At 39.6% G+C, this 25,878-nt stretch carries 20 protein-coding genes; 7 read left to right on the top strand and 13 right to left on the bottom strand.

What is annotated here, in order from left to right:
* Positions 1 to 89: 89 nt before the first annotated feature.
* Positions 90 to 932 carry a M12 family metallopeptidase gene (locus BLQ87_RS04115; RefSeq protein ID WP_074604834.1) on the bottom strand — a complete coding sequence of 281 codons (843 nt, stop codon included), beginning with the start codon at positions 930 to 932 and terminating at the stop codon, positions 90 to 92.
* A gap of 204 nt (positions 933 to 1,136) precedes the next feature.
* Here BLQ87_RS04115 and BLQ87_RS04120 point away from each other — a divergent pair, with 204 nt between their 5' ends.
* Positions 1,137 to 1,655 (top strand): hypothetical protein, encoded by a 519-nt coding sequence (locus BLQ87_RS04120; RefSeq protein ID WP_074604835.1) that lies wholly within the window; start codon positions 1,137 to 1,139, stop codon positions 1,653 to 1,655.
* A 67-nt stretch (positions 1,656 to 1,722) separates the two neighbouring features.
* On the opposite strand, the gene BLQ87_RS04125 is transcribed toward BLQ87_RS04120, so the two are convergent.
* The 3 genes from BLQ87_RS04125 to BLQ87_RS04140 all read right to left on the bottom strand — a co-directional run bounded on the left by BLQ87_RS04125 (position 1,723) and on the right by BLQ87_RS04140 (position 4,870).
* Complete coding sequence (locus BLQ87_RS04125; RefSeq protein WP_074604836.1) at positions 1,723 to 2,295, bottom strand: hypothetical protein; 573 nt, start codon at positions 2,293 to 2,295, stop codon at positions 1,723 to 1,725.
* A 379-nt stretch (positions 2,296 to 2,674) separates the two neighbouring features.
* Positions 2,675 to 3,439 carry a hypothetical protein gene (locus BLQ87_RS04135; protein ID WP_074604837.1) on the bottom strand — a complete coding sequence of 255 codons (765 nt, stop codon included), beginning with the start codon at positions 3,437 to 3,439 and terminating at the stop codon, positions 2,675 to 2,677.
* Between the two features lie 438 nt (positions 3,440 to 3,877).
* The gene (locus BLQ87_RS04140) at positions 3,878 to 4,870 is read right to left on the bottom strand and encodes a helix-turn-helix domain-containing protein (RefSeq protein ID WP_172664808.1); all 993 of its coding nucleotides are present in this window, start codon (positions 4,868 to 4,870) and stop codon (positions 3,878 to 3,880) included.
* Between the two features lie 189 nt (positions 4,871 to 5,059).
* Between BLQ87_RS04140 and BLQ87_RS04145 the strand changes: the two genes are divergently transcribed.
* Positions 5,060 to 5,689: a class I SAM-dependent methyltransferase gene (locus BLQ87_RS04145; RefSeq protein ID WP_074604839.1), complete on the top strand. Its 630-nt coding sequence runs from the start codon at positions 5,060 to 5,062 to the stop codon at positions 5,687 to 5,689.
* Positions 5,690 to 6,271: 582 nt separating this feature from the next.
* Here the strand turns inward: BLQ87_RS04145 and BLQ87_RS04155 are convergent.
* From BLQ87_RS04155 to BLQ87_RS04190, 8 genes are all read right to left on the bottom strand, one after another.
* Complete coding sequence (locus BLQ87_RS04155; RefSeq protein WP_074604841.1) at positions 6,272 to 6,715, bottom strand: LIC_13387 family protein; 444 nt, start codon at positions 6,713 to 6,715, stop codon at positions 6,272 to 6,274.
* A gap of 74 nt (positions 6,716 to 6,789) precedes the next feature.
* A complete protein-coding gene (locus BLQ87_RS04160) occupies positions 6,790 to 7,524 on the bottom strand; it encodes a helix-turn-helix domain-containing protein (protein WP_074604842.1) in 735 nt (244 codons plus the stop codon).
* Positions 7,525 to 7,982: 458 nt separating this feature from the next.
* A complete protein-coding gene (locus tag BLQ87_RS04165) occupies positions 7,983 to 9,104 on the bottom strand; it encodes an FAD binding domain-containing protein (protein ID WP_074604843.1) in 1,122 nt (373 codons plus the stop codon).
* 8 nt (positions 9,105 to 9,112) lie between these two features.
* The gene (locus tag BLQ87_RS04170; protein ID WP_074604844.1) at positions 9,113 to 10,267 is read right to left on the bottom strand and encodes an MFS transporter; all 1,155 of its coding nucleotides are present in this window, start codon (positions 10,265 to 10,267) and stop codon (positions 9,113 to 9,115) included.
* A gap of 130 nt (positions 10,268 to 10,397) precedes the next feature.
* Positions 10,398 to 10,988, bottom strand: coding sequence for a Crp/Fnr family transcriptional regulator (locus tag BLQ87_RS04175; protein ID WP_074604845.1), 591 nt, complete (start codon positions 10,986 to 10,988; stop codon positions 10,398 to 10,400).
* Positions 10,989 to 11,069: 81 nt separating this feature from the next.
* On the bottom strand, positions 11,070 to 12,725 hold the full coding sequence (locus tag BLQ87_RS04180) for an SCO family protein (protein WP_074604846.1): 1,656 nt from the start codon (positions 12,723 to 12,725) through the stop codon (positions 11,070 to 11,072).
* On the bottom strand, positions 12,712 to 15,204 hold the full coding sequence (locus tag BLQ87_RS04185) for a tyrosinase family protein (RefSeq protein WP_074604847.1): 2,493 nt from the start codon (positions 15,202 to 15,204) through the stop codon (positions 12,712 to 12,714). The genes BLQ87_RS04180 and BLQ87_RS04185 overlap by 14 nt, the downstream gene beginning before the upstream one ends.
* A 94-nt stretch (positions 15,205 to 15,298) precedes the next feature.
* Entirely contained in the window at positions 15,299 to 15,559 is a 261-nt protein-coding gene (locus tag BLQ87_RS04190; protein WP_074604848.1) for a hypothetical protein, read from the bottom strand.
* 329 nt (positions 15,560 to 15,888) lie between these two features.
* On the opposite strand from BLQ87_RS04190, the gene BLQ87_RS04195 reads away from it, so the two are divergent.
* From BLQ87_RS04195 to BLQ87_RS04215, 5 genes are all read left to right on the top strand, one after another.
* Positions 15,889 to 17,643, top strand: coding sequence for a hypothetical protein (locus BLQ87_RS04195; RefSeq protein ID WP_074604849.1), 1,755 nt, complete (start codon positions 15,889 to 15,891; stop codon positions 17,641 to 17,643).
* The gene (locus tag BLQ87_RS04200) at positions 17,640 to 20,753 is read left to right on the top strand and encodes an AAA family ATPase (RefSeq protein WP_074604850.1); all 3,114 of its coding nucleotides are present in this window, start codon (positions 17,640 to 17,642) and stop codon (positions 20,751 to 20,753) included. Before BLQ87_RS04195 ends, BLQ87_RS04200 begins: the two co-directional genes overlap by 4 nt.
* A gap of 232 nt (positions 20,754 to 20,985) precedes the next feature.
* The gene (locus BLQ87_RS04205; protein ID WP_074604851.1) at positions 20,986 to 21,786 is read left to right on the top strand and encodes a hypothetical protein; all 801 of its coding nucleotides are present in this window, start codon (positions 20,986 to 20,988) and stop codon (positions 21,784 to 21,786) included.
* A gap of 288 nt (positions 21,787 to 22,074) precedes the next feature.
* Entirely contained in the window at positions 22,075 to 24,213 is a 2,139-nt protein-coding gene (locus BLQ87_RS04210; RefSeq protein WP_074604852.1) for a DUF262 domain-containing protein, read from the top strand.
* A gap of 84 nt (positions 24,214 to 24,297) precedes the next feature.
* Entirely contained in the window at positions 24,298 to 24,831 is a 534-nt protein-coding gene (locus tag BLQ87_RS04215; protein WP_074604853.1) for a DNA-deoxyinosine glycosylase, read from the top strand.
* A gap of 329 nt (positions 24,832 to 25,160) precedes the next feature.
* Here the strand turns inward: BLQ87_RS04215 and BLQ87_RS04220 are convergent, their stop codons facing one another.
* Positions 25,161 to 25,781: a hypothetical protein gene (locus BLQ87_RS04220; RefSeq protein ID WP_074604854.1), complete on the bottom strand. Its 621-nt coding sequence runs from the start codon at positions 25,779 to 25,781 to the stop codon at positions 25,161 to 25,163.
* Between the last annotated feature and the right edge of the window lie 97 nt (positions 25,782 to 25,878).

The following is a 25,878-nucleotide window of genomic DNA, read 5'->3' on the forward strand; positions in this document are numbered from 1 at the left end:
ATTGTGAAAAAAAAACGCCCAGACAGGGCGTTTTTTTTAATATGGAAAGTTTTTATCTCTTGCAGGCAGAGAGATGAGAACGTTACGTTTTAAAGTCCGTACATTGTTTTTACCCAGCTTACATCACCTGCGGATGGTGTTTTAGATCCACTCCATGAGGGATCAACCCAGGTTGTGCCGTTTTTGCGGGTAGTGGTAGGGAGGCTGCTATTGATAGCGCCGTAACCGTTATAAGATCCGTATAACATAATGGACGCGAAATCAAAGGTTGTTCCTCCGTAATTCATTCCTGTTATTTTGTTATAACTGCCCTGGGCAGATGTACTGATGTTGCTCCACTTCACGTCAATGTAGGTATCGCGGTCGGCCCGCAATTGCTCATGATGTAAACCGATTGCATGTCCAAGCTCATGTACTACAATTCCTTTTGCGCTTGGGTCAGACAAGTTCATGGTTGCGTTACTCACATAACCCACTGTACAATTATTGGCGCTGCCACGTTGTATTCTCAGATACGTACCGGTATTTCGGGATACAAAGCTGAGACCGGTTTTATTTGCCCAGTCATTAATGGCTGATGTAATGACGGATCTTTCACTGGTTGTGAAGTTCGTGCTGATGTAATAATAAATCGTTGCGGAAGGCCAGACATTGTTTTGCCCATGTCCTTCTGTCTGAACGTCTGTTTTTTGAGGAGAAGCCGATAATTGATCATCCGTAAGGATCATATCTCCGTTGAATATGTTTTGTCCGTTAATGCGCTGATAGCTGATTAATGAACCAAGGTAGTAAGCGGACTTCCATTCGCCCTCCTGACTTGCCTTGAGGTTTTCCGATGCAGGTTCAGCAGTAGTGTCAATTTGTTTTTTACATGATGTTGCACATAGCAGAACCGCTATGATGCCGGTCAGGATCAGTTTTGTCGTTTTCATAATTTTGGGATGATTTGGTTAGTTAATTTAGTTTTTTATAGAATTAAAGCTATAGTAAATAATACTAAGAATGCATTGCTGTGTCATTTTTGTATACTGTTATGTAAGAAAAGTACATTATATTGTATTTTCTTTGCTATATAGCCAAAGAGAGAAATAATAGCAATCTGATCCTGATGACTGTAAGCCACCAAGCCTTAAATTATGAAAACTACAATTGCAATCATAACAAGCGTCATTTTATCTATTGTGTTCCAACAGGCACCTTTAAGTGAAATTGGAACAATAAAATTGCCGGTTAATCTGGACCATTCTGACGGAAAGCAAATCGCCGCGTTTGAAAAAGTAAATTTCAAATATTTGTCTTCAACCAGGGGCCTAAAACATATTTACAAAATAGGGGACATCTTGTTTGGTTTTGAAGATTTTAGTCGTCCGGAAAAATTAGCTGGTTCTCTTGAAGATTATAAAGAGCGGATACTTGGCGAGGTAGAATCAATCGAATTAAGGAAAACCAAGGAAACGGTCGATATCATTAAACACAATAACACTAAGTTTTTAGTGAGAAAGGCTATACGCGAAGATGAATGCTATTATTATTTTATGTCTGATACACGTGCCGGTGCAGGAATAAGAGGGGGAATTCAATTTAAAAAAGCAGATCAACAAAAGGCCGAAAAAATCTTAAATGATTTTTTGAAAAATATTCAGTTTAATAAGTAATTATTTGACCACTGGTATGCCGAAGGATCTATTGTACAAGGCATATATCATAAACAAACAATGCCGGTTAAAACAAAATCCCTGCCCGAACGGCAAAACCATAATATCTATTTTTAGTAACGTTAGGTTCTCTTTTTATAGTTTGATCATTGTATCCTATACTCCCAATCATACCTGTCTTTGGAGCAACCTTAAACTTATAACCAACCCCTAGATTGAACATTGTTCCTTTACTAAAGTTGTCCGCAATTTTCGCCGCTCCTCCAGCATCACCATAGGCAAAAAATGTATTGTTTTCATTTTTAAAGTAATACCTGACATCTACAAAAAGAAGCATTAAGTTGTTGTAGTCGTGACTGCTTTCAGTAAGTGTATAGTTCTCAAGGCCAATCCCTGCACCAATAGAAATTTTATTGGTAATAAACATACCGTTGATGTTTCTTAAACTCAATGAATAAGCACCATCCGTGGTGGATTTGAACATATTTTTTGAAGCCTCGTACTCAAATGTCTTGTTTCCAAAGGAATACCCTATTTCCGTTAAATTAAAATATCCCCGCTCTTGTTTGGTTACCTCCTGAGCAATTGTCTGGATTGAAAACAGCATGGCCACGGAGAATAAAATTATCTTGTTCTTCATATTAAAACGAAGATAATTTTATTTCTAATAATAATTTTTTATTCTGTTATTGTCTCCGTAATGAAATAATGGTTATAGATATTTTTTAGCGCGGGAATCTTTTTGGCGAAATTATTATCGCATTAAATGTTAAGTCCTACGCTTAAGTAGTTCAATCTTTTCCTGTTCACTTTTTACGAGACGTTCCAGGAGTGCTACTTTTTCCTCGTAAAGCGTTACTATTTTTTCCATGGGATCGAAGGAAGGAGAGTAGTTTAGAGACATTTTGTTGGGCTATGCCCAGTTCGATTGCCATCGTTGATTGCTTCATCCCACGTAATTCACGAATCCGGCCGATTTTTCTTCCAATGTTCATGTTGTTTAGTTTTTAGTTTGACGATTAATTTATTGATGCGGTGCTTTGCAGATAAATGACCGACTGGGTATTGTCAATCAGATAAATCACTTCAATCAGTTTCTCGATATATTCTTTGATGATGACCATCTCAGCTCCATCTTCAATCACTTCATCAATGGTTTGAGTACGGTGAGCATATTCCACAATCCGATCGAAGGTTAAGCGCCAGTCGTTGAGTGTTTTATAACTGAATAAATCCGTAAAGAAACAATTGGTATTTCTGATTTCCTCATGGGAGAGGTTTCTGAAATGGGAATTGATGAGGGTATGGTAGTATTTAGAAAGATCTATTGTACAAGGAGTACATAGGGTAAGGTTCGCTGTAATAGAGTATTTTTCACCTCTTCTAAAGAATATATGTGCAACTTCTAAGAATTGAAGCAGGCATCGGTAATTATAATGATAATCTTCCGGATTTCCATGCTTTTTGGAAGAACATGCAGAACGAATGAGGTTGAGGATTTCTATTCGGAAGGTTTCAATGTCGATGTCGCACCTGCAGAAGTATTCCAGAAATAGGTGAGGGTTGGAAATTTGCTCTTTGGTCAGTTGATGGTAGCGGAGGTTGTCTTTACGGCTCATGTTTAATAAATTAAACAAGCCTAATGGAATGGGAGTCGAGCCCGTAGAAGGGGCTGGTGACTTACTTTCTATATTTGCAACCGAAGGCACTGGTAAGCCCACCTCAGCTTCAAAATGAATTGAAGCATCAGCTTTGCCATTTCTTTCGAAACGGTTATCATACAAAAATATAAGCAAGCACCAGCCCCACCTAAGAGGCTTTTGGACTACGAATGTAGGGATTTGGCGCCATACTTACTCTCACATGATAAATTACCAGTTTGTCAGTTGCGAGGCTCGTTGGGTTAAATAATTAAAATTTGTTTGTCTATATCATCTGTTTAAATTGATCTATGTCGAATATATATATAATGTATCTTTATTGTTTATATATTTAACTATTTATTTTAATATCGCCATTGCTGATAAGTAGGGGCTTTATTACTACTTGCTTTATTCTTATTTAGGTGCATTTTTAATGCCTTTACGAGGGGTTAAATCGCAAAAAATCAATAAACGGCTAATGGGCAATATTGACATATATTCGGGCAAGAAATTTATGCAGGTCAATCACCATGGGCTGATGAAAATACTGACCGAAAATTTGAACTGTCAGATTTAGTATTATATACTCAGTTTCCCTGGCGAAACGGCAAACTTCTTCTTAAATGCATTGCTAAAATGCGGAACGGAAGAATAACCCGATTGAAATGCCACCGACTTTATCGGCGCACCCTCAAGCAGGAGTTGCCTGGCATGGTTTAGCTTGTAATCACTTAAATAACCAAATATGCTTTTATTAAACAACCCCTTAAACCCTTTCTTCAATTTAAATTCATTAATGCCGCATATCTTTGCAAGCTGCGCAATAGAAGGGGGCTCCTGGATGTTCTGAATCAGGTAATCCCGGGCATAATAAATACAATCTTTATCGTAAGCGGATTGCAGGGGTAAGTTTTCATTTTTAGTAACCGCACTTTCAAAAGCCTCGGCCTGAAGCACCAGTAATTCTGTACATTTCGACTCGATCAGCAGCAATTTTAATCCTTCTGTATAAGTACAATTGAGGATATCATGCATACAGTTTTGCATGGCCCAGGAGATCGGCAGGTTTTGTTCAGCCATTTGTGAATAACGTCCGGCATCCAGATGCTCCGCTAAAATCTGGAGCGGCCTGTTAGATTTTTCGGCGAGTTGCAAGAATTTCTCTTTAGCAAAATGGACTTCGAAGAAACGGTAATTACTGTTGGTATCATATTCACCTGTACCATCCAGTTCAGGCATATAAATGATGTTTTGCTGATTGGAATTAAAGATATAGCGCTGCTTGTTCACCTCATTATATATGGTGCCATTGCCCGATAAGGTGAAACGCAATTTAACCATATCCGGCAGTTCATTGTTGGGCCTGAAATAGATTTGCCGCTGTTTGAATGAAATGTCGCCGTATACGATGTAAAGATCAGGAGTAGTGATCTGCAACATTTCTGCATCGCTAAAGGAAAAATTGTACCTGTCGCGGCTTTCTTTAATGAATTGTCCCTGATTAGAAAAAGGCTTAAAATTTCCACCTACCTTTTTCCATGTACCATAATCCTTACCAACATTAATTGACATAATGACAATGATAATCATAAAACGGACCTTTCTCGATTGCGATTTTCAAAAATTACATTTTCTTGTAAAAGAAAATCCGTTTGGTGTAAATCCCTGTAGCAGCTATTTCCCAATTTGCGCGCCGAATAGGCTCAAAGAAATCGAGACCATTTATGGAATTTATTTGGAAAGAGATTTAGAAAGTAAAATATGGAAGAGCAGATAGATTTTATTAAAGAAGCAGGCAAGAAAAATACAGGTGACGTTTCGCCTTTTAGTCGTACTATGATTTCCAAAACCCTGGATCAGCTGGAATTAGCCGACCATGCTTTGGTTTTGGAAATCGGCTTTAAAAGCAGGGAATATCTTCCGTTTCTTTTTAAAAAAGCTACAGGAATTGGTTATTACGGCAATCATATTTCTGAAACGTTGGTAACGGCTGCTTCATCAGCCCCAGCATTAAAAATAAATGGAGGTACCGCCCAGTTTAGCCATGCAAAAGAAGAAGGTACATTGGATTTTGGAAATAATTTCTTTGATGGTTGCTTTACCGTAAATACCATTTATTTCTGGAAAGATCCCGTATCCCATTTAAAGGAAATATACCGTGTGCTACGGATGGGAGAAAAACTTAGCCTGTCATTTATAGACAAGAAAAATGGGGCAGACCTGCCCTGGACGCAGGCCGATTTTAATTTTTATGACGTTGATGAAGTGAAAACGTTTTTCAGGAAGGCAGGTTTCGTAAATATTGAAGTAGCGCAAATGACCGAAGAACTAACTGGCCAGGATGGGAAAGGAGTAATCAGGCCTTTTATTAATGTAGTTGGGAAAAAATAATGTCATTTTCTGCCATCATATTTTGTCAAGAAGGGAAGGATATTCACCGCTACAGCAAAGAGAATAAGGAACAAACAGAGATCATAGAATAAAGGCGGACTGGGAAAGGGTAGTTCTTTTGAAAGCCGACCTAAATAGGTGGTAAGAAAAATAAGTGTGGTCGTATAGATCATGATATGAATTGCGATACAGCGCTCTTTTGTTAAGGATTTTTTTTGCAACAGATAAATGGGCAGGATTATTATTCCCAGATAACCAATCGCTCCAAAAATATTTCCCGGTTTAAGAAGGCTCAGTTGTTGATACCGGTAATGTAAAACAATATAAACAAAATGGATCAGGTGGTTAATGGCAAAGCATAGCATGGCTGAAACAAAAGTAGTCCTGGTACTTTCTTTCCCGTAAATTTTTGAGAGCCTCTGTATCCCGATCCAAAACAACATAGCCAGTAGCATGAAAAATGAGGTTCGGGCCGAATATCTGGCACATAACTGATATTTAAGACCCTCATTATTGGAAATATCGGCGGATAGAAAATAAATGCCTGTTTCCCATAATAGAACTGCAATAATGGGTATCACCTCATTTTTCATTTGAAATCCTGGGTTTGCCTGGAATCAATACAAAGCCGATAACAAATAGCAATAATGGGACAGACATACTTAGTACAAAGGCATTTATCATGTATTGATATCCTATCCAAACAAAAAAGACATTTGTAGCAATGGTGAGCAGGCCGATAAAAGGCCGGTCACTTAAGATTTGAAAATGCTTTGCCGATAGGTATAAATTAATGGAACCGATAAAAATAAGGCCGGCACTAAACATGGCATTAAATCCTATCCATAATTTCCAGAGGTTTCCAGACACGTCCATTTGTATATGGGACGATTTAAGTCTTGCGGTTAAATCCAGACTTTGGGGATGAAGGTCTGTAGAAAAAAAGGTGCCATGCAAATGCAACAGTCCAAAAAACAATAAAGTTGAAGAGGCTAAAAGGATGCTAATTCTTGCTATTTTATTCATAACCAAAAATAACCACGCTAAAAGCTTGAGATTTGGAAAAATGCGACAAAATAAACTGCGTCTAAATGGGTGTGTTAAAGCTGAGAAGGAGAGAGGTTTGTGTATTTTTTTATTTCATTGCCGAGGTGGGCATGGTCATAGTAACCGCATTCCAAAGCAATATCAAGAAGGGTTCTTTGAGGATAGCTTGATGCGATCAGTTCCCGGGCAAACTTAAACCTGGCAATACCAATATATTCTTTAGGTGTTAAACCTGTATAATATTTGAAATTTCTTTCTAATTGCCGAATTGTTGTACAGTTTATTCCGGCTAAATCATTAACGGAAACCTGCCCTTTTAATTTCTGAACGGCATTAACTACGGGCAACATATCATGTTTTGGCTGTATGAACCGGTTGGCGTAATACCGGTCAAAAGCACTAGAGAAATTGCCTGACAGGGATTTTAGATCAGGAACCATATGCTTATCGAGTTCTACACAAAGATTTGTGGCTTCATGCAAGGAGGAGAAGGAATAAAAATAAGAAAAGCAGGCTGGTTTGAACCTTACACCCAGCAGGTGCGCATTTGGCCTGATTTTATTTTCTTTTACCTCAGTTATGGCGCCTCCCAAATATGCTTTTTCGCTTTTGAGGCTGCAGTTTTCTGATTCGATGGGGTATTCTTCTCCTAAATTGATGATTAAGTCGATGCAGCCGTCTGGAATAACTTTATCCAAAACGGTAAAATTATCACAGTTTTTAAGCTCCCAATAGGCATCGACAAAAGGAGCAATGTTTAAGTGCGGTTTAACTTCTGTGAATTTCATCTGCAGTAATCAATCTGGTAAGGAGGTCAGAAAATTCTTAAAAACAACCAAAATTAAAAATTATAATGCACAATTGGGAAAGGCATGGTTAGGATAATGAAATCAAAAATTCTGATGATAGGTAATATTATAGATATTTATAGATTTGGTTGTTAAAGGGGAAGATGAACTCTTGCTCTAACTGAGTGAGGGGAGCAAGCCTGCTTTTGATGTTTTGTATAACCGATACTGGAGGCTTTTTTTTAATACGGCCTTTAAAAGGTTGAATAAAAAGAATCATGATTTATAGAAATTACAAGACTTATGAATATGTATTTGATGGAAGTAATGATACTTTAATTGAAAAGAAAGAGTAAGTCAGTTGTTAAAATTTATACAGAAAAGGTAGATTCTGATCTTAAATTAATTTGTTAAATGTAAATAATTTCCAAGTTCCGGGCATATGCCGGTTGGTTTTATTAGTAATGAGAGCCGAGTCCACTCTGGGCGGCCAATTGCCTGCCGTGCATGTCCAGAGAGATGGCATGTCGAATCTGATATTTGTTCCAGTTTTGCAAAGCAGCAGCCAGATCTGGATATTCGCTTAGGTTCATCGCAAGGGCAATGGCGTCGCGGTAGGCTTTGGCAGTGCCGGATGCGGTATGGGGCCTGACCAGGTTGGCTGCATCGCCGAGAATGGCGATACGTCCTTTAAACATCTTCGGTACTGCCATATCCAAAATGACTTGCACAAATGGATTTGTTGTCTGATGCACCCGGTTTTTTAAGACTTCCGGCAGGTCCCTTTCTGCGTGTTCATTGAGTTGGTGCTGTTGATCCGGATTTAAAAAACCGGCTGGTACAGTAAACTGACGGTGGGTGCCGTTTTTATCGGTTAACAGTTCTTCCAGTTGCTTTGTGGTTTTGTTCTGATACCAAACCCAGTTGTACAACCTGTGGCCTTTCCTCAAATCGCCATTTTTTCCCGGAACCAGATAGGATAGGAAGTGGGAATTTTGGTAGTGATGGATGGAGAATTTATCGGAGAAGAATCTGATTTCATCCGCTGTGAGTTCGCTTTCAGGTATCAGGCCACGGTAGGCTACATAGCCTGCGTATTGCGGTTTTATTCCGGATGCGACGTAGTCCCGTACTGTAGAACTTACCCCGTCGGCGCCAATAATCAGGTCGGCTGTCCTGTGCTCCCCATTTTTGAATTTTGCGGTTACCGTATCTTCTTCTTCACCGATGCTTTCGAGTTCAAAGCCTGGGGAATAGCTGGATGCGGGGAAGTAATCTTTCAGCTGTCGCCAGATGTAGTTCCAGGAGGTAAACACGGTGTCATTTGGGTACAAAAGCGCGGCACGGCCCTTGTCGTCCAGAATTTGTCTCTTTGTCGCTGAAACGCCGAAGACGGATCGGGTGGCGATGCCCTGTTCAATGAAATACTCCATCATGTCGTGCTGGATGACAAGACCTGCGCCTCTATCTTTCATTTCTCCTGCGCTGCGTTCATAGATATGAACATCGTGACCTGCGTCCATTAATGCAATGCCTGCGGTCAGCCCTCCAATAGAGCCTCCGATTATAATTATTTTCATGATAGCTGTTATTTAGTTTTGGTTGTAAAGACGTTGATGATGGCGACAATGGCCATTACTCCCATAAATGAGGTTGACCAGCTCCAGCCGCCAGCGTTATAGAGCTGGATGGCGATAAAAGATCCCAGGGCGCCGCCGATGAAATAGCTGGTCATGTATACCGTGTTGATCCGGCTATTGGCTGTGGGGTCCAACGTGTAAATGACCGCAATGTTGGTGACCTGAGTTGCTTGTACACCAATGTCGAGCAGCACTACGGTTACCCAAATGGCTGCGATGGAAGCTGGAAAGAATTTCAGCACGATGATACTGATCAGGGTTACGCCGGTGGAGAAAAGGAGGGAGCGACGTGGAGAACCTTTGTCCGCGAGTTTACCAAAAACAGGTGCAATCAGCGCACCTGCAGCAGCAAGCAGTCCAAATAAGCCGATTTTGCTGGCGGAATAGTGGAAGGGTGCATTACTGAGGTAGAAGGTCAGTGTTACCCAAAAGGCACTTAAGGTTCCAAAGGCAAGCATGCCGGTAAATGCGGTACGACGTAGCAATGGGAATCTTTTGAATTGGGCAATTGTTGATTTTAGCAATGAGGGGTAACTGCCGGTAAAGCGTTCCCTGATGGAAGGGAAGTCGGCCTGCATGAGTATGCCTGTACCTAAAACCATTGCGGCTGAGATCAGGTATACGTATTGCCAGCCTAAAGCGCCGGTGATGAAGCCGCTGAATACACGGGCAACCAGGATGCCAACGAGGATGCCCGTGAAGATCTGGCCCACTATTTTACCTCTGTTTTCTGTGACCAGACTGGCGGCCATTGGCAGGATGACCTGGGCGACTACGGAGAAAACGCCGATCAGCAGGCTTCCGGCATACAGGGTAAACAGATTGGGAGAGAAGGCGACGAGTAAAAGCGATAGGATTAGTCCGCCCTGCAGGTATAAGATGAGTTTTTTGCGTTCGATCATATCACCCGCCGGTGTGAGGAAAAATAGCCCGATGCCGTAGCCGATCTGGGAAAGCACTGATATTGTTCCTGCTTTCTCTGCTGTGGTATGGAACTGGGTGGCGATGGCTTGTAAAATTGGTTGACTGTAGTAAACATTTGCGACCGCGATACCGGCTGTTGCCGACATGATCAAAACCTGGGTTCTTGTTAGTGATGCCATTTTGTGGAGTGTTTTGTGAATTATATTGTCGCTTCCGACAATACAAATGTGGCGAACCGCAAGACCGTTTTTCAACGAACTGGTTTAGGAAATCTTGGCGAACTGGATTAAGAAAAAAGGTTGAACCAGATTAAGTTTTTGAGGATACGCGCCGGTTGCGCAGCTTGGAGAGGTATTCTGTAGTCATGCCCAGAAAAGAAGCTAACGCGTACTGGGGCACTTTTGTTACGATGTCGGGATATCTTTCCAGAAATATTTCATAACGCTGTTCGGCTGTTTTAGTGAGATTGGTAATCACCCGTCTGGCCATATAGGCTGCGGTGCCTTCGGCAAGAATGCGGAAAAAGGTTTCAAAAACATGCCGCTGTTGTTTTAGCGCGGATTCCGCTTCATGTGAAATTTGCAGGATAACGCTGTCTTCCAATGCAACGATGAACATAGAAGCGGGCTGCTGAAAGATATAGCTGTTGTAGTCTGAGATCCACCAGTCACTGATCGCAAATTGTATGGTGTGTTCCTGACCTTCATCGCCAATGACGTAGGCACGAAAAGTCCCCTGTACGACATAAAACCGGTTTTTTGCGACAAACTCAGGTTGAACAATGAATTGTCTTTTTTTTACTTTAACTATTTTGAAGGCGTTGCAGAATTCAATCAGCTCATCTTCAGTGATGGATAGTCGTTTCTGTACGTGGGCTTTGAGTTTGTCATATTCGTTCATCGAAATGAATTGCTTGTTTGTGCTAATATAGGTGTTTTTCGCTATTCAATGTTTTTATGTCAAGGTTGACTTTCTGAGTAACTATTTTTGCGCAAGGGGTTTCTTAAACCATATTTTTGTCTTTGTATGGGAAGCAATTTTTAATTCCTTTAAGGCCGAAGAAAAGAAATCAGTCCATTTTGACCATTGCCGATAAGGGAGACTGTTAAATAAGGCACCCATCAGTAATAATGCAATACCAAGCATGGAGCCGAATCGATAGGAAAACATATATCCCGGGACAATGACTAATAGCCCGCCTGCGAGGCTTAGCCAAAATGGGGTAAGGCCGTTCCGCACATTTGCTTTACGGTAAAGAATGACCAAATTGACTGCTATCGCCAGAACAATCCAGGGAATTAACCAGGGACTATATGGGACACTTTGAAGCCCCGACACTCCGAAAGCACTCATATACACCGCCCAGCAGACGGGGCACTTCGGGAAGAAAGCCAGTAACACAGGAAAACATACTTGCTGGAAGAAGCTTATCGAAGAAGAAAGCCAACCAAAACGGGAAGAACGTTCCAACAAACTTTTAATATCTCCGGATACCTTTTCTACTTCCCATTGGAGGCGGGTGTACGAGGTTTTGACGTTTCCCTTTTGATCTAATAGAAATAGCTCAAGGCGATGCTGGTTTACAGTGGAATTAACATGGTTAACACCCAGATTGAAAAAATCGGATACAAGCGAAAAATCTTCCGGCTTTGTTCTTAGCATATGTACATTTGGTCCGAAAATCACTCCTCTGTTTTCACCAAATACATGCATCTTACCTGCAGTATCGTAACCGGGATCGTAGGTGAAAGCCAATAGATTGACTTTTTCCTGTAATCCGTACCTGATCAAATCCTGTTGCAGCCATCCCAGCTTATTGATGGTTAAGGTACATTTATTAGCGTTCATGCAGCGTGTATAAAAGAAAGCTACAACGGTTGGATTCTGATTGGTAAATGCATCTAATGGCTGGCAGATACCTTCCTGGTTTTCGACCTCAAGCTTTCCAATGCTTTTAATGTTTCTTAACTTCTTCCATATCCCCGAAAAACCATTCTCTTCTTCACTTTCGATCTCGCAGCAGCTTAGATTGTGTTTTCGGTTATCTGTTTCAATGATGTGAATTGTCTTTTGGATTTCTTCTTTGGTTCCCGGGTCAAAATCATAAGAATCCTTTAAAAAAGATACCAACTCTGGTAAAGCTCCTTTTGCATAACCCTGTAACCATTGAAAAGTAAGGAATATCTCTCTTTTAGCCGTTGTTGGGTGCTCAAGAGGCCAGTCCGGTTTGAACACTTCCAGGCTCATGCTGTCGTCATGATAACGGATGTTTTCCATACCCTGCAGCAAAAAGTTGACGTATTGAGATCCCGGACGCTTCGCGCCCCTTAGTCCGCGGGCTGCCGCAGCCACCATGTAAGCACTTTTGCCATTCTGCAACTCATCCAGAACGAATTTTAATGCCGAATCGGGGAGCCCGACATCAAAGAAAGAGGCCATGGCATAGCCTTTGATCCGCGTGGATTGAAAATTCGGCCTTTCCTCATAAACAGGATGGCGCTCGGACATCAATTCAACCAAAAGGCGCTTAGAAAGCTTTCCTGACCTGATCAAATCAATCCTGTTTCCTATCTCCTGATCAGACCGATCGCTTCCCAGCTCAACCTTTTTCTTGCCAGGTATGCTATTCGACTTCATCGTCAGCGTCAAATTTACGAAGTAATTTGGTTGCCATCAGGTCCATCATATCCGGTTCATCAGTTATATCAGCAGTAACACTAGCTGAATCAACAGCAGTTTTAAAGGTCTTACTGAAACCAGATTTGTTGTCATTATCGGCGTTTTTTACATTACTCAAAGAAGTCTTCAGGCTATCATTTTGCTTCAACTGGTTAATGTCGCCGGTAAATGTTAACATATTCAATAAACCCGCTTTAAAGTCAGCTTCACCTGGAGCAAGATTGCTGAAAAATGTTTTGTGAATACCTTTAGCTGGTTGCGTGATGATCTGAACTGCCAGGTTGTTCATGGTTTCAGTATCGAGTTGATGCAATGCCAGGGCTCCGGCTTCCCTGATTTTAAAACTTTTCCCCTTCAATACCACATTTTTAAGCAAATCAACAGATGCCTGGTCTTTGCCCATTGCTTTTAACGCGGCGATTTTCACTTCTTCATTGTTGTCTTGCTCGAAAGCTTTTAAGAAAAGATCCGTGTGTTGTGGTTTAGGGTTTTGTGCGAGGAAGGCAATTGCATCTTTTTTGGGCATTAAAGCGTTTTCTTCCTTACTTAAATCTTCCACCAAAAATTCCTGGACTGCTTCATCTTGATTCGCAGATAAGATCTCTATAGATTGGGACCGAAGCAATGGGCTATCGCTTTTCATAAGCCCTCTTAATGTGTTGAAAAATTCTGGTTGCCTGGATGGGAAATGCAAGTTTGACCGTTTGGCATTTGAAACCGCGTGTATCAGCTCAGACCTCAATGTTTCAGGTTCCGAACCATCTTTTAGTACCGTTAAACCGGTGTCAAGAAATTGTTCATTTGTTTTATCCGCAAGTCGTATGGATTGGATCCTGATTTGTTCAGCTTCACTCTGATCTTTAATGATGTTGAGTAGCGCATTGAACTCATCCAATTCTTCTATACGTGCGTTTGAGGCTGCGGAGAGCCGTTCTTCCAGCGGAAGACCGGAATTTAAAAACACTTTATTGTGTTCTTCAAAAGCAGCGGCAATTTGAACTTCAGGAGTAATAGGGTTATGATCAAAATAAGGAATTTCATCATAGTCAAAGCCCAATGTAATTCCTGCATTTAGCCGGCCCTGATAATCGATCATACTCTCTAATGTCGGAGAGATGCCAGGGGCATTTGTGGCTATTGAGCTTGGGAATTTTATATTGATCTGAGGTACGATACCTGGGGGGACGTTTTGAAAATTCCATCTTCTGGCTGGCCGGATGGGCGCATTGTCCATATCCCAGGGCCAGAGTGTATCTTTTAGGAAATTTCCTTTGTCCCTATTTCTGGGAGCTCTTGATGGACCTGTATGGCCGGGATGTTTTCCCTGATAAGGATAGGTATCAGGATCTGTTGGGGAAAATCGGTTATATTTTCTTTGCCAAAGTGCCCATAAACGATCTACATTCCCATGCATCATAAAAAATAATGGGTCTACCGGATCCTTTCCAGGATCGGCAACATGTCCGGAAAATGCGCTATGAGCTTCATTGTGAGATCTAGTTTCCTCGTGATAGGCCCATCCTTTGAATTTCTCAGAAGAAATATTAATGCCTTCCGAATATGGATTTGACACAGTAAAGCTCTTCAGAATATCCTTCTGATCATAAATTTCATTAGTAGTCTTTCCATTTGCTGGATTTTGCCCCCAGTAGCCTCGTACCAGGTCTCCCCAAACGGTTTTATAGGAATATAGGGGATTGGCTTTGTTGAAAGCAGGTACTGATGGCCCCGTTGTTTCTACGCTTTGTTCAGTTTTCCCAATAAAATATTCATTGAATACATTTTCGGCCTTTTTATCGAATCTCCAGTATGGTACGGTAACGGTTGCATCAACTTCTTGTAGCTCCCGTTCAAGATGACTTAAAAATGCACGATGCCAGGGGTGAAATGAAGTTCTTTGATGAATTTCCTGCATGGCATCGTAGGTGTGCATCAACACGATCTCATCGATTAAGCTATTTGGTTTTTGGGTAAAGTTGGCTCCCGGATAAGTTTTCTTTGGCGGTCGCTTGCCTAACGCTACAAAACTGGAAAGGAAAGCTTCTATTTCATTAGGCTTAAGATTATTCGCGTTTTTCCGGACGCGCACCATTATTTTTGTAGTCAGGGTTGGCACTTGGTTACTTTTGTTTTCAATCTTTAAAAAGGTGTCTTTTTTGCCTACGCTGGCATGCGGATATTTACCTGCTACGTAAAAACTAATCTCGCTTTTTGTTTGAAAATCATGTTCAATTTTATCAACTGGTTCAGAAGATGTCTTATTGCTATTATAAAGCGAAATTTGTCCATCAAGGTTATCGTTGCCTGCCGTGATCAATACCGGCATAGGCGACTGGCCAGTATAGTCGCTAATTGTAAGTGTACATTTTACAGGTGTCCAGCCGACATAGGCGGCTGTGGGAGACTCTGATCCGTTGATTTTTAATATAAATTTCATCGCTATATGATTTGATTTGTGTTAACTCATAAAGTCAACGATTAGTAATTCTGTTGTCAGTGCTGCGTTCAGTCAGAATACAGCATACTTATCTTTAAGAAGTATATCTCAGCCATGATTTATAACCATAGTTAGTTTTATTTTTATTTGGCTGGACAGGGTAGAAAAATGCAATGGATGCTGTGTTGTCCGTTATATCGACTTTTATTAGGAAATTAATATCGAATGGATATCCGGTGTTCAGAATGCTGTTTGAACTGAGGTTGATGGGGATTTCTTCAATTTTTTCCGTTTGCGCATAACTATGCACTTGGATACAAACTACCAAACCCAGCAAGAGTAGAAGTTTTTTCATTTGAGAGCGAGCTAATTTAGTTACAGCAAGTTAGGGAATTAGAAATGATGTTTCCAAATAAACTGGCGTAAATTTTTAATTGTCAGTATGATACATTCAGAAGGTGCTGGAATTACGCACCTTATAATAGTGCAGGATTCATTAACTTATAAGATGTAAAAAGGCAACAGATCTTTGTGAACTTAGGGTGATGATTCAATAGCTGCAGTTGGACGTCTAATAATTTAATGGGATTGTATCGGTCTTTAAATTAGGGTTAAATTTTTTATATCCTTAAAACTTTCATTGTATATTTGAGCTAGGTGCCACCAAATTAACTGTCTCTTTCAATGGGTGTTAAATACGACTTTATCGATAAAATACTTGAACAACACCAACTGGCTATGCCAGATTTAAAGGTCTTAAGGCCCGATTACGAACATTATAAAACATTTTTATATCAGCATAGCGGAAAGGTCGTTGCCAATGTAGAAGGAATACCATCGGTAAAGAATGCAAATTCTAAACTTGCTGCTGACAAGCATCTGGCATTTTTTCAGCATGCGGGTAGGGAAACGTTCGACTTGTTAGTCACTCCGGAATACTCTTGTCCACTGTCCGCAGTTCATGACTTTGTTAAATCAGCGGATTTTGATCATCCAGGCAGCCTGATGGTTATCGGATGTGAATCCTCGACTTTAAATGAACTTGAAAATTTCAGCAATGATTTGAATTCAGACTCTTTGGTCGTTTTGATGGAGTCGGACGTGTTCGCATCGAAGGAAAATAAGTTTGTCGATCCTGTCGCCTATGTGTTTGTTACTAAAAAAGCCGGGCAGGATAAATATATCCGGGTTGTTTTATTTCAATTTAAAACTTACCCAATGGGAGCGACCCCAATTGAGAATGAATTTATGGCGTTTGGTACCAAACGGTATATTTTTCGTAACGATGAGGAGTCAATTTATTTGGCCACGATTATATGCTCGGAAGGATTGAATATTGATCTGGAAACTGACTTACGGCAGTTTATTGATAAACCCTATCTGTTATTACATCCTCAGCTTAACCTCTCCCCAAGGACAGCAAATCTAAAACAGTATCGAACTAATTTTTTTAACAACTGCGCGCAGGATACCAGCGTGGAAATACTTTGTTACAACTGGGCAAAAGATAGTGCCATTGATGGCGAAGTGCTGACTTACGCCCATTCTGCTATTTACACTAAAACCAGGAAGATTTTGATTGATGATCATAGGATCAACAGGAATGACAAACTGGGGCTTTATTATAACAATTGGAAAAACGCGAAGTCCAGTATTCTGATTTTTGACGAAAACGAAGCGGTCTTTTGCTTTTTAAATTCAAAGGTTTCCAAACGACGGTTAAATGTTCAAAATCAAGCTCGTTACGGGCCAAAAATGCTTGAACGCCTGGTGTGGGAAGGTAAATGGGTGGTCGTCGATAATACTTTGAACCAATCACTGGTGGAATATTGTCGTAAAATGGGGGGAGATTTCGAGTATTTCTTTAACGAAAATATGAGTTTTATCAACCGGGAAAGGCTGTTGAGTATCACTGTTGGAGAAATTTCGGGCAAGGAATGGGTATCACCTGACAAGAACGAATTCTTTAAGATTTCAGATGACGAATATTCACGTAGAATCAACTTTTTTCAGGATCCAGATACGAAAGATTTGAAAATTGGCTGGTTAAATAAATATGCGACGTTTTCGACCAGCCTGATCAAAAACGTTGATTGGATGCCTAGAAATGGGTTTTTTCAGGATCTGATCAGCGATTGTAAAATTCATTACAGTTCTCCCAATTACAATTATAATGTAGTTGGGGTAAACGGGCTTCCGGCATGTATTGTATATGCAGGGGTCACTGACCCCTCAAAGGTGGAAGAATTACGTGCACTGATGCTTAAATCTCATCCGGATGACAATACCTTTCCTAACAGATTGCTGATCGTTTATCATTACTTCGGCGATAGAGAGGTCGATCCCAAGCCGCCAGTTCCTAATTTTTCACCCACAGCGCCTAGTTTCTCAACCAATAATAACGACAATCCAACGGCAATTAACAGAACAAAAGAATGATGACTATCGAAGAACTCATAAGACAGCTTGAAAAATACTATCAGTCCATTGAGCCGATAACTGATAAAGTTGTCAAAGCTTCCCGGTTTTATATGGACATTCCTTATCAAACATTTTATTTTGATTTGTCGGGTTCAATCACACCGGAAAACCTGGGAGCTTATTTAAAAAGTACGATTACCGATGATTATTTTGCCAAACCAGGTGCGATACAATGGAATTATTACGTCGTATTTTTAGTGGAACATGAAATTGAGGCGGAGGATAGATTTGCCATTGAATCTGATCTTGACTTTGCACGCAAATTTGTTCTGCATCAAGAAGCTTTGGCGGACTGGCTTAAGCGGTCTTATGAGGTAGGCAATACTTCGGGCTCACAAATTATAGATAAGAGTTTAGCTGAAATCTGGGAAGCAAAACTTGGAACACATGGACTGGACTTTTTAGTGGAGAGATCGTTGCCTGTCAGTTCGGGAGTTGAAATAATTATTTCCGGTGATTTTCCCGAAACCTCTGATAAAAGCAACAACAATGATTGGGTTGAGGACCATGATGTACATATGGGGGAGATCCAGGAGTTGAAAACAATAAGATACCGGGAATACCCGAAGTCGGATGCGCCGTTTAGTTTTGGCAAGGTTAATCTGATCAATGGAGCAAATGGTCATGGAAAGACTTCACTCCTGGAAGCTATCGAATATTTTTATACCGGCGATAATTTCAGAAGCGATGGGACCGTTTTAAAAAAAGACTATCAGATCGGGGCGAAGTTAGCGGGGGAGGCTGATTATCGTGTTTCTAAAAATGATTTGACCATTTTTGACCAAAGAGACCGTGTTTGGTACAATAGTGCTAGAGGTCGTTCTGATACTGCACTTGTTTCAAATTTTAACAGGTTCAATTTTTACAATACAGATGCTTCCTTCCGGTTGACGTTAAACAAAGATGAACTGGATGTCGAAAATGCATTCCGTGATCTTGCCCTGGGTGAAGAAATCAATCAGGTGAAAAATCACATTGAAGCTTACCGGGAAGAATTAAAGGATGTATGGGAATCAAAAAAGCAATTGCGCATTGATTACCTAAAAGATATTGATGAAGCTGGGGATACGTTAAACCAGCTCGCCCGCTCAAGGGATGGTTTTTCTGTATTGTTTGCTGAATTGACTGATCTGCTTTCTAAGAGTAGTGTTACTATTCCTTCTTACAACGCAGAATCACCTAATTTGGAGGAGATCAGACAACATTTAAAAGAATTCAATACACATCTTAAAAATTTATTAAGAGATGTAGATTGGCTGTCGGAAGTAACCTTAAGAACAGTTACAGAAGAATATAAAGCATTAAATGCTACTTACGTTGCTTATAAAAAAATCAACAGTGAGGTTGAGGACATGCAGACGAAGAAGATTAATGCTGAAGCAGCTAAGCAGCTGGCATTACAAAAAATTAACCTACTCAAGAGCTTACGGGGTTACATAAAGGATGGAGTGACCGAGACAGACCCAGAGTACAAAACTTATTTAGAGCTAACCGACAAAAAAAAGAACTCTTTTGCGGCTTACTTTAATATGAGAAAACATTACGAATCCAGGTATGCGAAACTTCAGCTAACCATACCAGAATATATAGATCGATCACAATTTCAGCAACGAGATCTGAAAAGTTCGCAAACTGTGGCCAGGATATCTACAGCTCGAGCACGCGAACATCTGGCAGAGGTGCAAAAAATAACTTCCACTATTTCTGATTGTGGAATTGAGTATCTTAAAATAGAGCCTGATGCTTGTATATGTCCGCTCTGTAAGACCAATTTTGAATCATTTGAAAAACTAAAAGGTAGTATCGAATTAGATTTTAAGCTCCTAAACGAGCGCGAAAATTTTGTTAATATATTAAAAGAAGAACAAAAAATAGACCGGGAACTTCAGGATTTATCTTATGATTTTGACAGGATTCTGTCTTTGAAAAGTACTGCCGGTTGGCGAGAATATAGTTTAGATCTGCAAACCGACACAATTGCGCACATTATTCAGGTGATCTATGATCGGATTGGAGAGGAACTTAGCGAAAGTGAATCTTCCATAAAAAAAATTAATAAGTTTATTCAGTGGGGGGAGAGACGAAAGTCTGATCTATTTCAGCTTGGAATGGTGTTAAGGCAGCTGAAGGCCTATTTTTCAGCGGAAATCACAGAATCTGCTGAAGAAATCGAAAATACTATTTTACAATTGGAAAAGGATGTGAGAGATTTCAATGAAGAAATCGGGAAGCACACGTTAGAAATTTATAGTTTGTCTGCTCAACGTTATGGGGTGTTAGATGAGTTTGTACCAATTGAATCAGGGAAGTATGACTATATAGAAAAACTGCTTTTTGAGCGTACTGAAAGCCTAAATCATTATGCTGAAAATATCATTCACTACAAATATATAGTGTATGATCCTTACAGGCACGCGCTAGATGTCTCAGGGGAAACGGAGCATCTATATGAGCTTGTAGATCAGTTGTTTTATGACTTGACATTAAATGAAAGAAGTACCAGCTTGTCTCAACAGGCGATGGAAACCATCGAGGATCGAAATGGCCTGTTAAAATTGCTTATGTCGGAGATTGACCGCCTGGAGAATGCATTAGGAGTTATTGACTCGCTTTATAAGCAATACAGTGAGGAAGACTATTTTAATAATTTTCTGCTCGCTAATAAAGAGCAAATAAAAGCTATATTTCTTACCATTCATGCGCCTAAGGAATTTACAGACATTTTAATTAGCGAGGGCAAAATTCGACTGCTAAAAACGAATGGTGAGATCAGCGATCTTTTTACGATCAGTACCGGGCAACGATCAGCACTGGCATTGGCGGTATTTCTAACGCTTAATAGCAAAGTTAAAAAGGGACCACAGTTAATTATATTTGACGATCCCCTTGCTTTTACTGATGATCTTAATATTTTGTCTTTCCTCGATTATCTCCGGGAAATAATTTCGAGTAGCTCCGGTGGAAAGCAACTTTTCTTTGCTACTGCAAATGATAATCTCGCATTTCTTTTTAAAAAGAAATTTGATATGTTCAAGGATGGATGTAAGGATATTGTTCTTAAGCGATGAGCTTTGGCTAGGTTTTTCGATGGTATTCATCGATGTGTGATTCCATGTAAGTCACTTTCTTTCATTTTCTAAATAAAAATCCATTTACGGTTTCCCGGATTTATAACTGGCTAGTTGTGTCTAATTTAGTTCCAATCAAATAACTTCATCTTTAATAGATAATCATAAATTAAGTCCCAATGAATCACGTTGTGGCTTTACTGGAAAATGAATTAATAAAACAATATAAATTATGGCATTACTAGACCACAACGGGGAAAGTGAATTTCCCTTCGCAAAAAACAAAGTTTTTGATGCATTGTGCATCGCTATTCCATCTATTTCAGGACTTAAGGTTGAAAGTGCAGATCGAATGATTGGACGTATTCTTGTAAAAGGGGGGGGTAGCCTGGCTTCCTGGGGTGAGAATATTCCTATTCAGTTGATTGAGATAAGTGAGAATAAAACGCGAATTCAGATAACCTCCACTCCTAAAACTGGGATCATGATGGGCGGGGCATTTGATATGGGGAAAAATAGGAAGAATATTGAAAATATATTGAATGCTACTTCCAGTGTGCTATCCAATGGACAAGAACGCAATTTGAATCTGACTCATTGGCCGCAACAGTTTATTATACCAAAAAAGAAATTGACATTTGGTAAAGTTGTGTTATATGGATTTTTAGGGTTTATTGGAATAGGTGTATTATCTGCAATGTTTGGAAAAGAAAAAGCCATCCCTACGGAAAGGATTGCAACAGAACAGGCAGAGACATCTGTAGATACTACTCCTGCAGAAGATAATGTTAAAGTAGACAGCGAAGAAGAGGAGGTTCTGGCAAAGTTGAAAGCAAAAGCAAGAGAAGACTGGCCTGATGATTATAGTACTCAGGAATATTGGGTAAATACAGAGTTGGAAGATTACAAGTACATGAAAGAGGTGCCAGATGGATCATTAAAGTCTAAAGCTCAGCGGGATTGGCCTTTAGATTTCTCGACTCAAAAATATTGGTATAGTGAACAGATAGAAGCACAGGAGCGGATGAAATAATATGCCGAAAGCAGTTGCAGGACTTGATTGTTGATCAAAAAAAGTACAGATGATATTTTATCAGTTATCAATTTGGAGAACGCAAAGATAAGACGAAATATAATCTCATACATATTGCGAAGTCAACGGATCATTTTCGAACGGTCTCAGCAAGAGTTTTTACCTGGAGGTTTCATTAACTGTAATCTTCATTTTATATCGCGACATTTTTGTTTAGCACAGCTTGCTTTGAATTACATTGTTTTATATATTGACCCTTCTGATTTAAACGCTCAATTCAAAAATATTATGCAAGAACTTCAATCACTGAAGGACATCTTCAAGGATAAACTATTTAAAATCCCTGATTATCAACGGGGATATGCTTGGGGAAAAAGACAATTAAAGGATTTCTGGGAAGATGTCATCAACTTGCCATTAGAGAGATTTCATTATACCGGGATGCTCTCTCTCAAAAAAGTGGAGCAAAAGGTTTGGAAAAGCTGGAACGATGAAACGTGGCTACTAGAAGACCGTGGTTATAAACCTTTCCATATTGTTGATGGACAGCAGCGCCTCACTACTTTTGTCATTTTTATTCAGGCAATCACTGAATTCTTACAAAAACTACCAGAAAATAAAGAAAAGAGCGAGGAGGATATCTATCTGGGAACCTTCAATCTTAAAAGCATCAAGGAAGAATATCTAGTGGTACAGAAGCCTCCTCAGTTCATCATCCGTACGCATAAGTTCGGTTATGAAATCGATAACCCCAGTTTTCAATTCCTCAAGTACCGCATCTTCAACGAAGAGGATAGTGGCACGATCCAAGAAACGTTTTATACGTTGAATTTAGAAAATGCCAAGAACTTCTTTGCTGAGAATTTAACTGCGTTTTATGAGAAGTATGATCTTGCTGAAATTGAGAAAATTTTCAAGAAGCTTACCCAAAATCTTATGTTCAATGTCTATGAAATAAGTGATGATTTCGATGTTTTTGTAGCTTTTGAGACGATGAATAACAGAGGGAAGAAACTTTCCAATCTTGAGCTACTCAAAAACAGATTAATCTACTTGACTACTTTGTACGATGAGGAGGAATTGAGTTCTGATGACCGATTCGCGCTTCGAGAAAACATCAATGACTCTTGGAAAGAGGTTTATTACCAGTTGGGGAGAAATAAGAAAAATCCGTTGAACGACGATGATTTTTTGACCGCACACTGGATCATGTACTTTCCATATACAAGGGAACGAGGTGATGATTATATCCGTTTTTTGCTCGAACATAAGTTTACGCCACAGAGTGTGTATACCAAAACAGAGGTTAAACTTTCCTCTATAGAGGAAGTGGTCGAGATATGCGAGCGAGACAGCATCGAAGATGAAGAACTGGAGGAACTAATTCAAGAGGAAAGGATCGTCAAGCGGTCCAGGTTATCACCAAAGCAGATCAAAGACTATGTAAATAGCTTGAAATCAGCTGCTGTACATTGGTATAATACCCACAATCCGAAGAATAATAAGAATCTTACAGAAGAGGAATGCCTATGGATAGATAGGCTAAATAGGGTCGGGATTATTTATTTCAGACCACTGGTAACGGCTTCATTTCTTTCTAAAGGATTAGATTCGAGAAAAAGGGTGGAACTTTTTGAGGCCATAGAGCGATTCATATTTATCGCATTTAGATTAAGCCGAACCGTTTCCAGTTACCGAAATAGTGAATTCTATCGGGCAGCCAGACAGCTGAGGAACGGTGAGATAGATTGTGTAGGACTGATCAACTTGTTAAATGAGCGTATGTCATTTTGCTTTTACAAGAACGATGGAGATGACAAAAAATACTTTGATCATGGTTATTTTCGAAAATTCATCGAAAAAAAATTTAAAAGTGGTGGTGGTTTTTACCATTGGAATGATCTGAAGTATTTTCTATATGAATATGAGATGCAGAAGGTTAGAGAACGAGGAAGTCCTAAAATTGACTGGTCCCTTTTTGTTAAGGGCGAGAAGGATAGAGTGTCCGTTGAACACATCCTTCCCCAAACCTCAGATACTAAATATTGGAAAGTACGCTTTAAGGGTGTCAAGAAATCCCATCTTCCATTGCTGAAGGGGTCTCTCGGAAACCTTTTACCACTTTCCCGGAGTATAAATTCGAGCCTTCAGAATGACGGCTTTGAAGAAAAAAAGATGCCGAAGTATAATGACCGGAACGAAAAGATTAGACAGGGTTACCTGGACGGCTCGCATTCGGAAATTGAGGTTTCCCATTATGAGCATTGGGATGCCGACAATATCTATGACAGGGGGAAAAAGCTACTTGCATTTATGGAAAAAAGATGGATGCTAAAGTTCGAAAACGAGCAGTTCTTGGCGGAGACGCTGTTTTTGGAGTTCATGTTGCCCGAAGAGGAAACTTCGGTTATAGAACAGCAGCTGTAGTCTATAGCACATAACGAGAAATATTTAAATTCGGATCCGGATTTAAGGGGTTTAACCGAATTTCTGGATCCACTAATATATGATATGGACATACCAGAGGATAATAATGCTGGGCAATGTAATTGCTTGGAGCCAATAGTAGATTTTGACACCCAGATTATTATTTTAGGTACGATGCCAGGAATAGCGTCAATTGAGAAGGAGGAATATTATGCGAATGAAGATAATGTTTTCTGGGATATCATCTACCGCGTATTTAACCCTCCGCTTCCGGCTGATCGTCAAATTTTACTGAGTTACAGAGAGAAACTACAAGTGCTAAAGACTAATAGGATTGGTTTATGGGATACACTTTCGGCTTGCAACAGAAAGGGAAATCAAGATCACCGAATTTCAGGCGAGAAAATAAATGATTTCGAGAGATTTTTTAGTGAGCATAATCAGATTCATACAATTATATTTAACGGTAAAAAATCATTGGACTATTTCAGAGGGAAATATCCTAATTTATTGAAGACAATAAATTATCGGGTTTGGTATTCTACTAGCTCCTCCAGCCCTATAAATGCCTTTTATATTCTCTACCAGTGGTCGGAGCTAAAGACCCTATTAATGTGATAATATTTTTCAGTTTTATGTGTGACTTCTGCTAATAGTATTAGCAATAGGTGTATAGTAACTTAGATAAGCAAGTCGTTTGACTTTTGATGTCTAGACGATATGAGACATTTAATCAAAACGAGGATTATAAAATTTATTTTGTGTCCAATGGATAGGTTAAGCTCGTTATTTTTGAGAATAGAGTTAATCCATCTTCAAAGATTTGTGGAGGATTATTAAGAAGTTAACTGATGAACAAGTTACGATTTGTCGAGGTATATATATTATAGATTGTTCAGTATATACCAAGGTAATTTCTTATGATGCGTCATTCATAGTGTAAAAAATCACTTATCTCTATGCGTAAGTTTGACATCTTCTAATGTGGGGAAGTTATTGGTTTCTGCGTTCCTGACTAATTTCCTTACAATAGCAACATCCTGGATATAGGTGTCAATTTGAATCGTTTCGGTATTACCAAAGCTTTTTGGTTCATCTAGCATTCGTCTATATAGGTCGTAAAAATCTGATTCGCCATTTCTAAAAGCTCTGTAGTTTGCTTCAATTCTCAAGCCTTGATGAAAGCCAATTAGTAAGGCTGCGTGACTTGAAATAATGGTTAAAAATAGCTTCGAGAAATAATCTTCATCAATTAGTTGAGTAATTATTGGAATTAAAATTGAGATGGGGATCGTCCAAAGCAAGCAGTAATAATGAAAATTCTTAAATTTTTCAGCTTGATTTTTCCAAAAAAGGAGTGTTCCTCTTATTCTTGAATAATGTTGGGTCAGTATTTTTTTTCCCTCATCTGAAAAGTAAAGAGATTCATTAAATGAATCGCCTCCAGGATGTAATTGTATTTTTCTTAGAATTGCATTTAATGTTGGCAAAAAGGCTGCGATCGCCACCAAACAATAAGCTACAATAGCAATTACCCAACCATTCAAATTACAAGGGAATACATTCATGGTAAAATAGACTTTAAGATTCTCTCTGACATAGTTAGTTTCGATATCTAAATAAGGATCAATTTTTGCTAAGTTATCTTAATAAAATCACAGCACC

The organism is Pedobacter steynii, assembly GCF_900103665.1.
GTDB lineage: Bacteria > Bacteroidota > Bacteroidia > Sphingobacteriales > Sphingobacteriaceae > Pedobacter > Pedobacter steynii.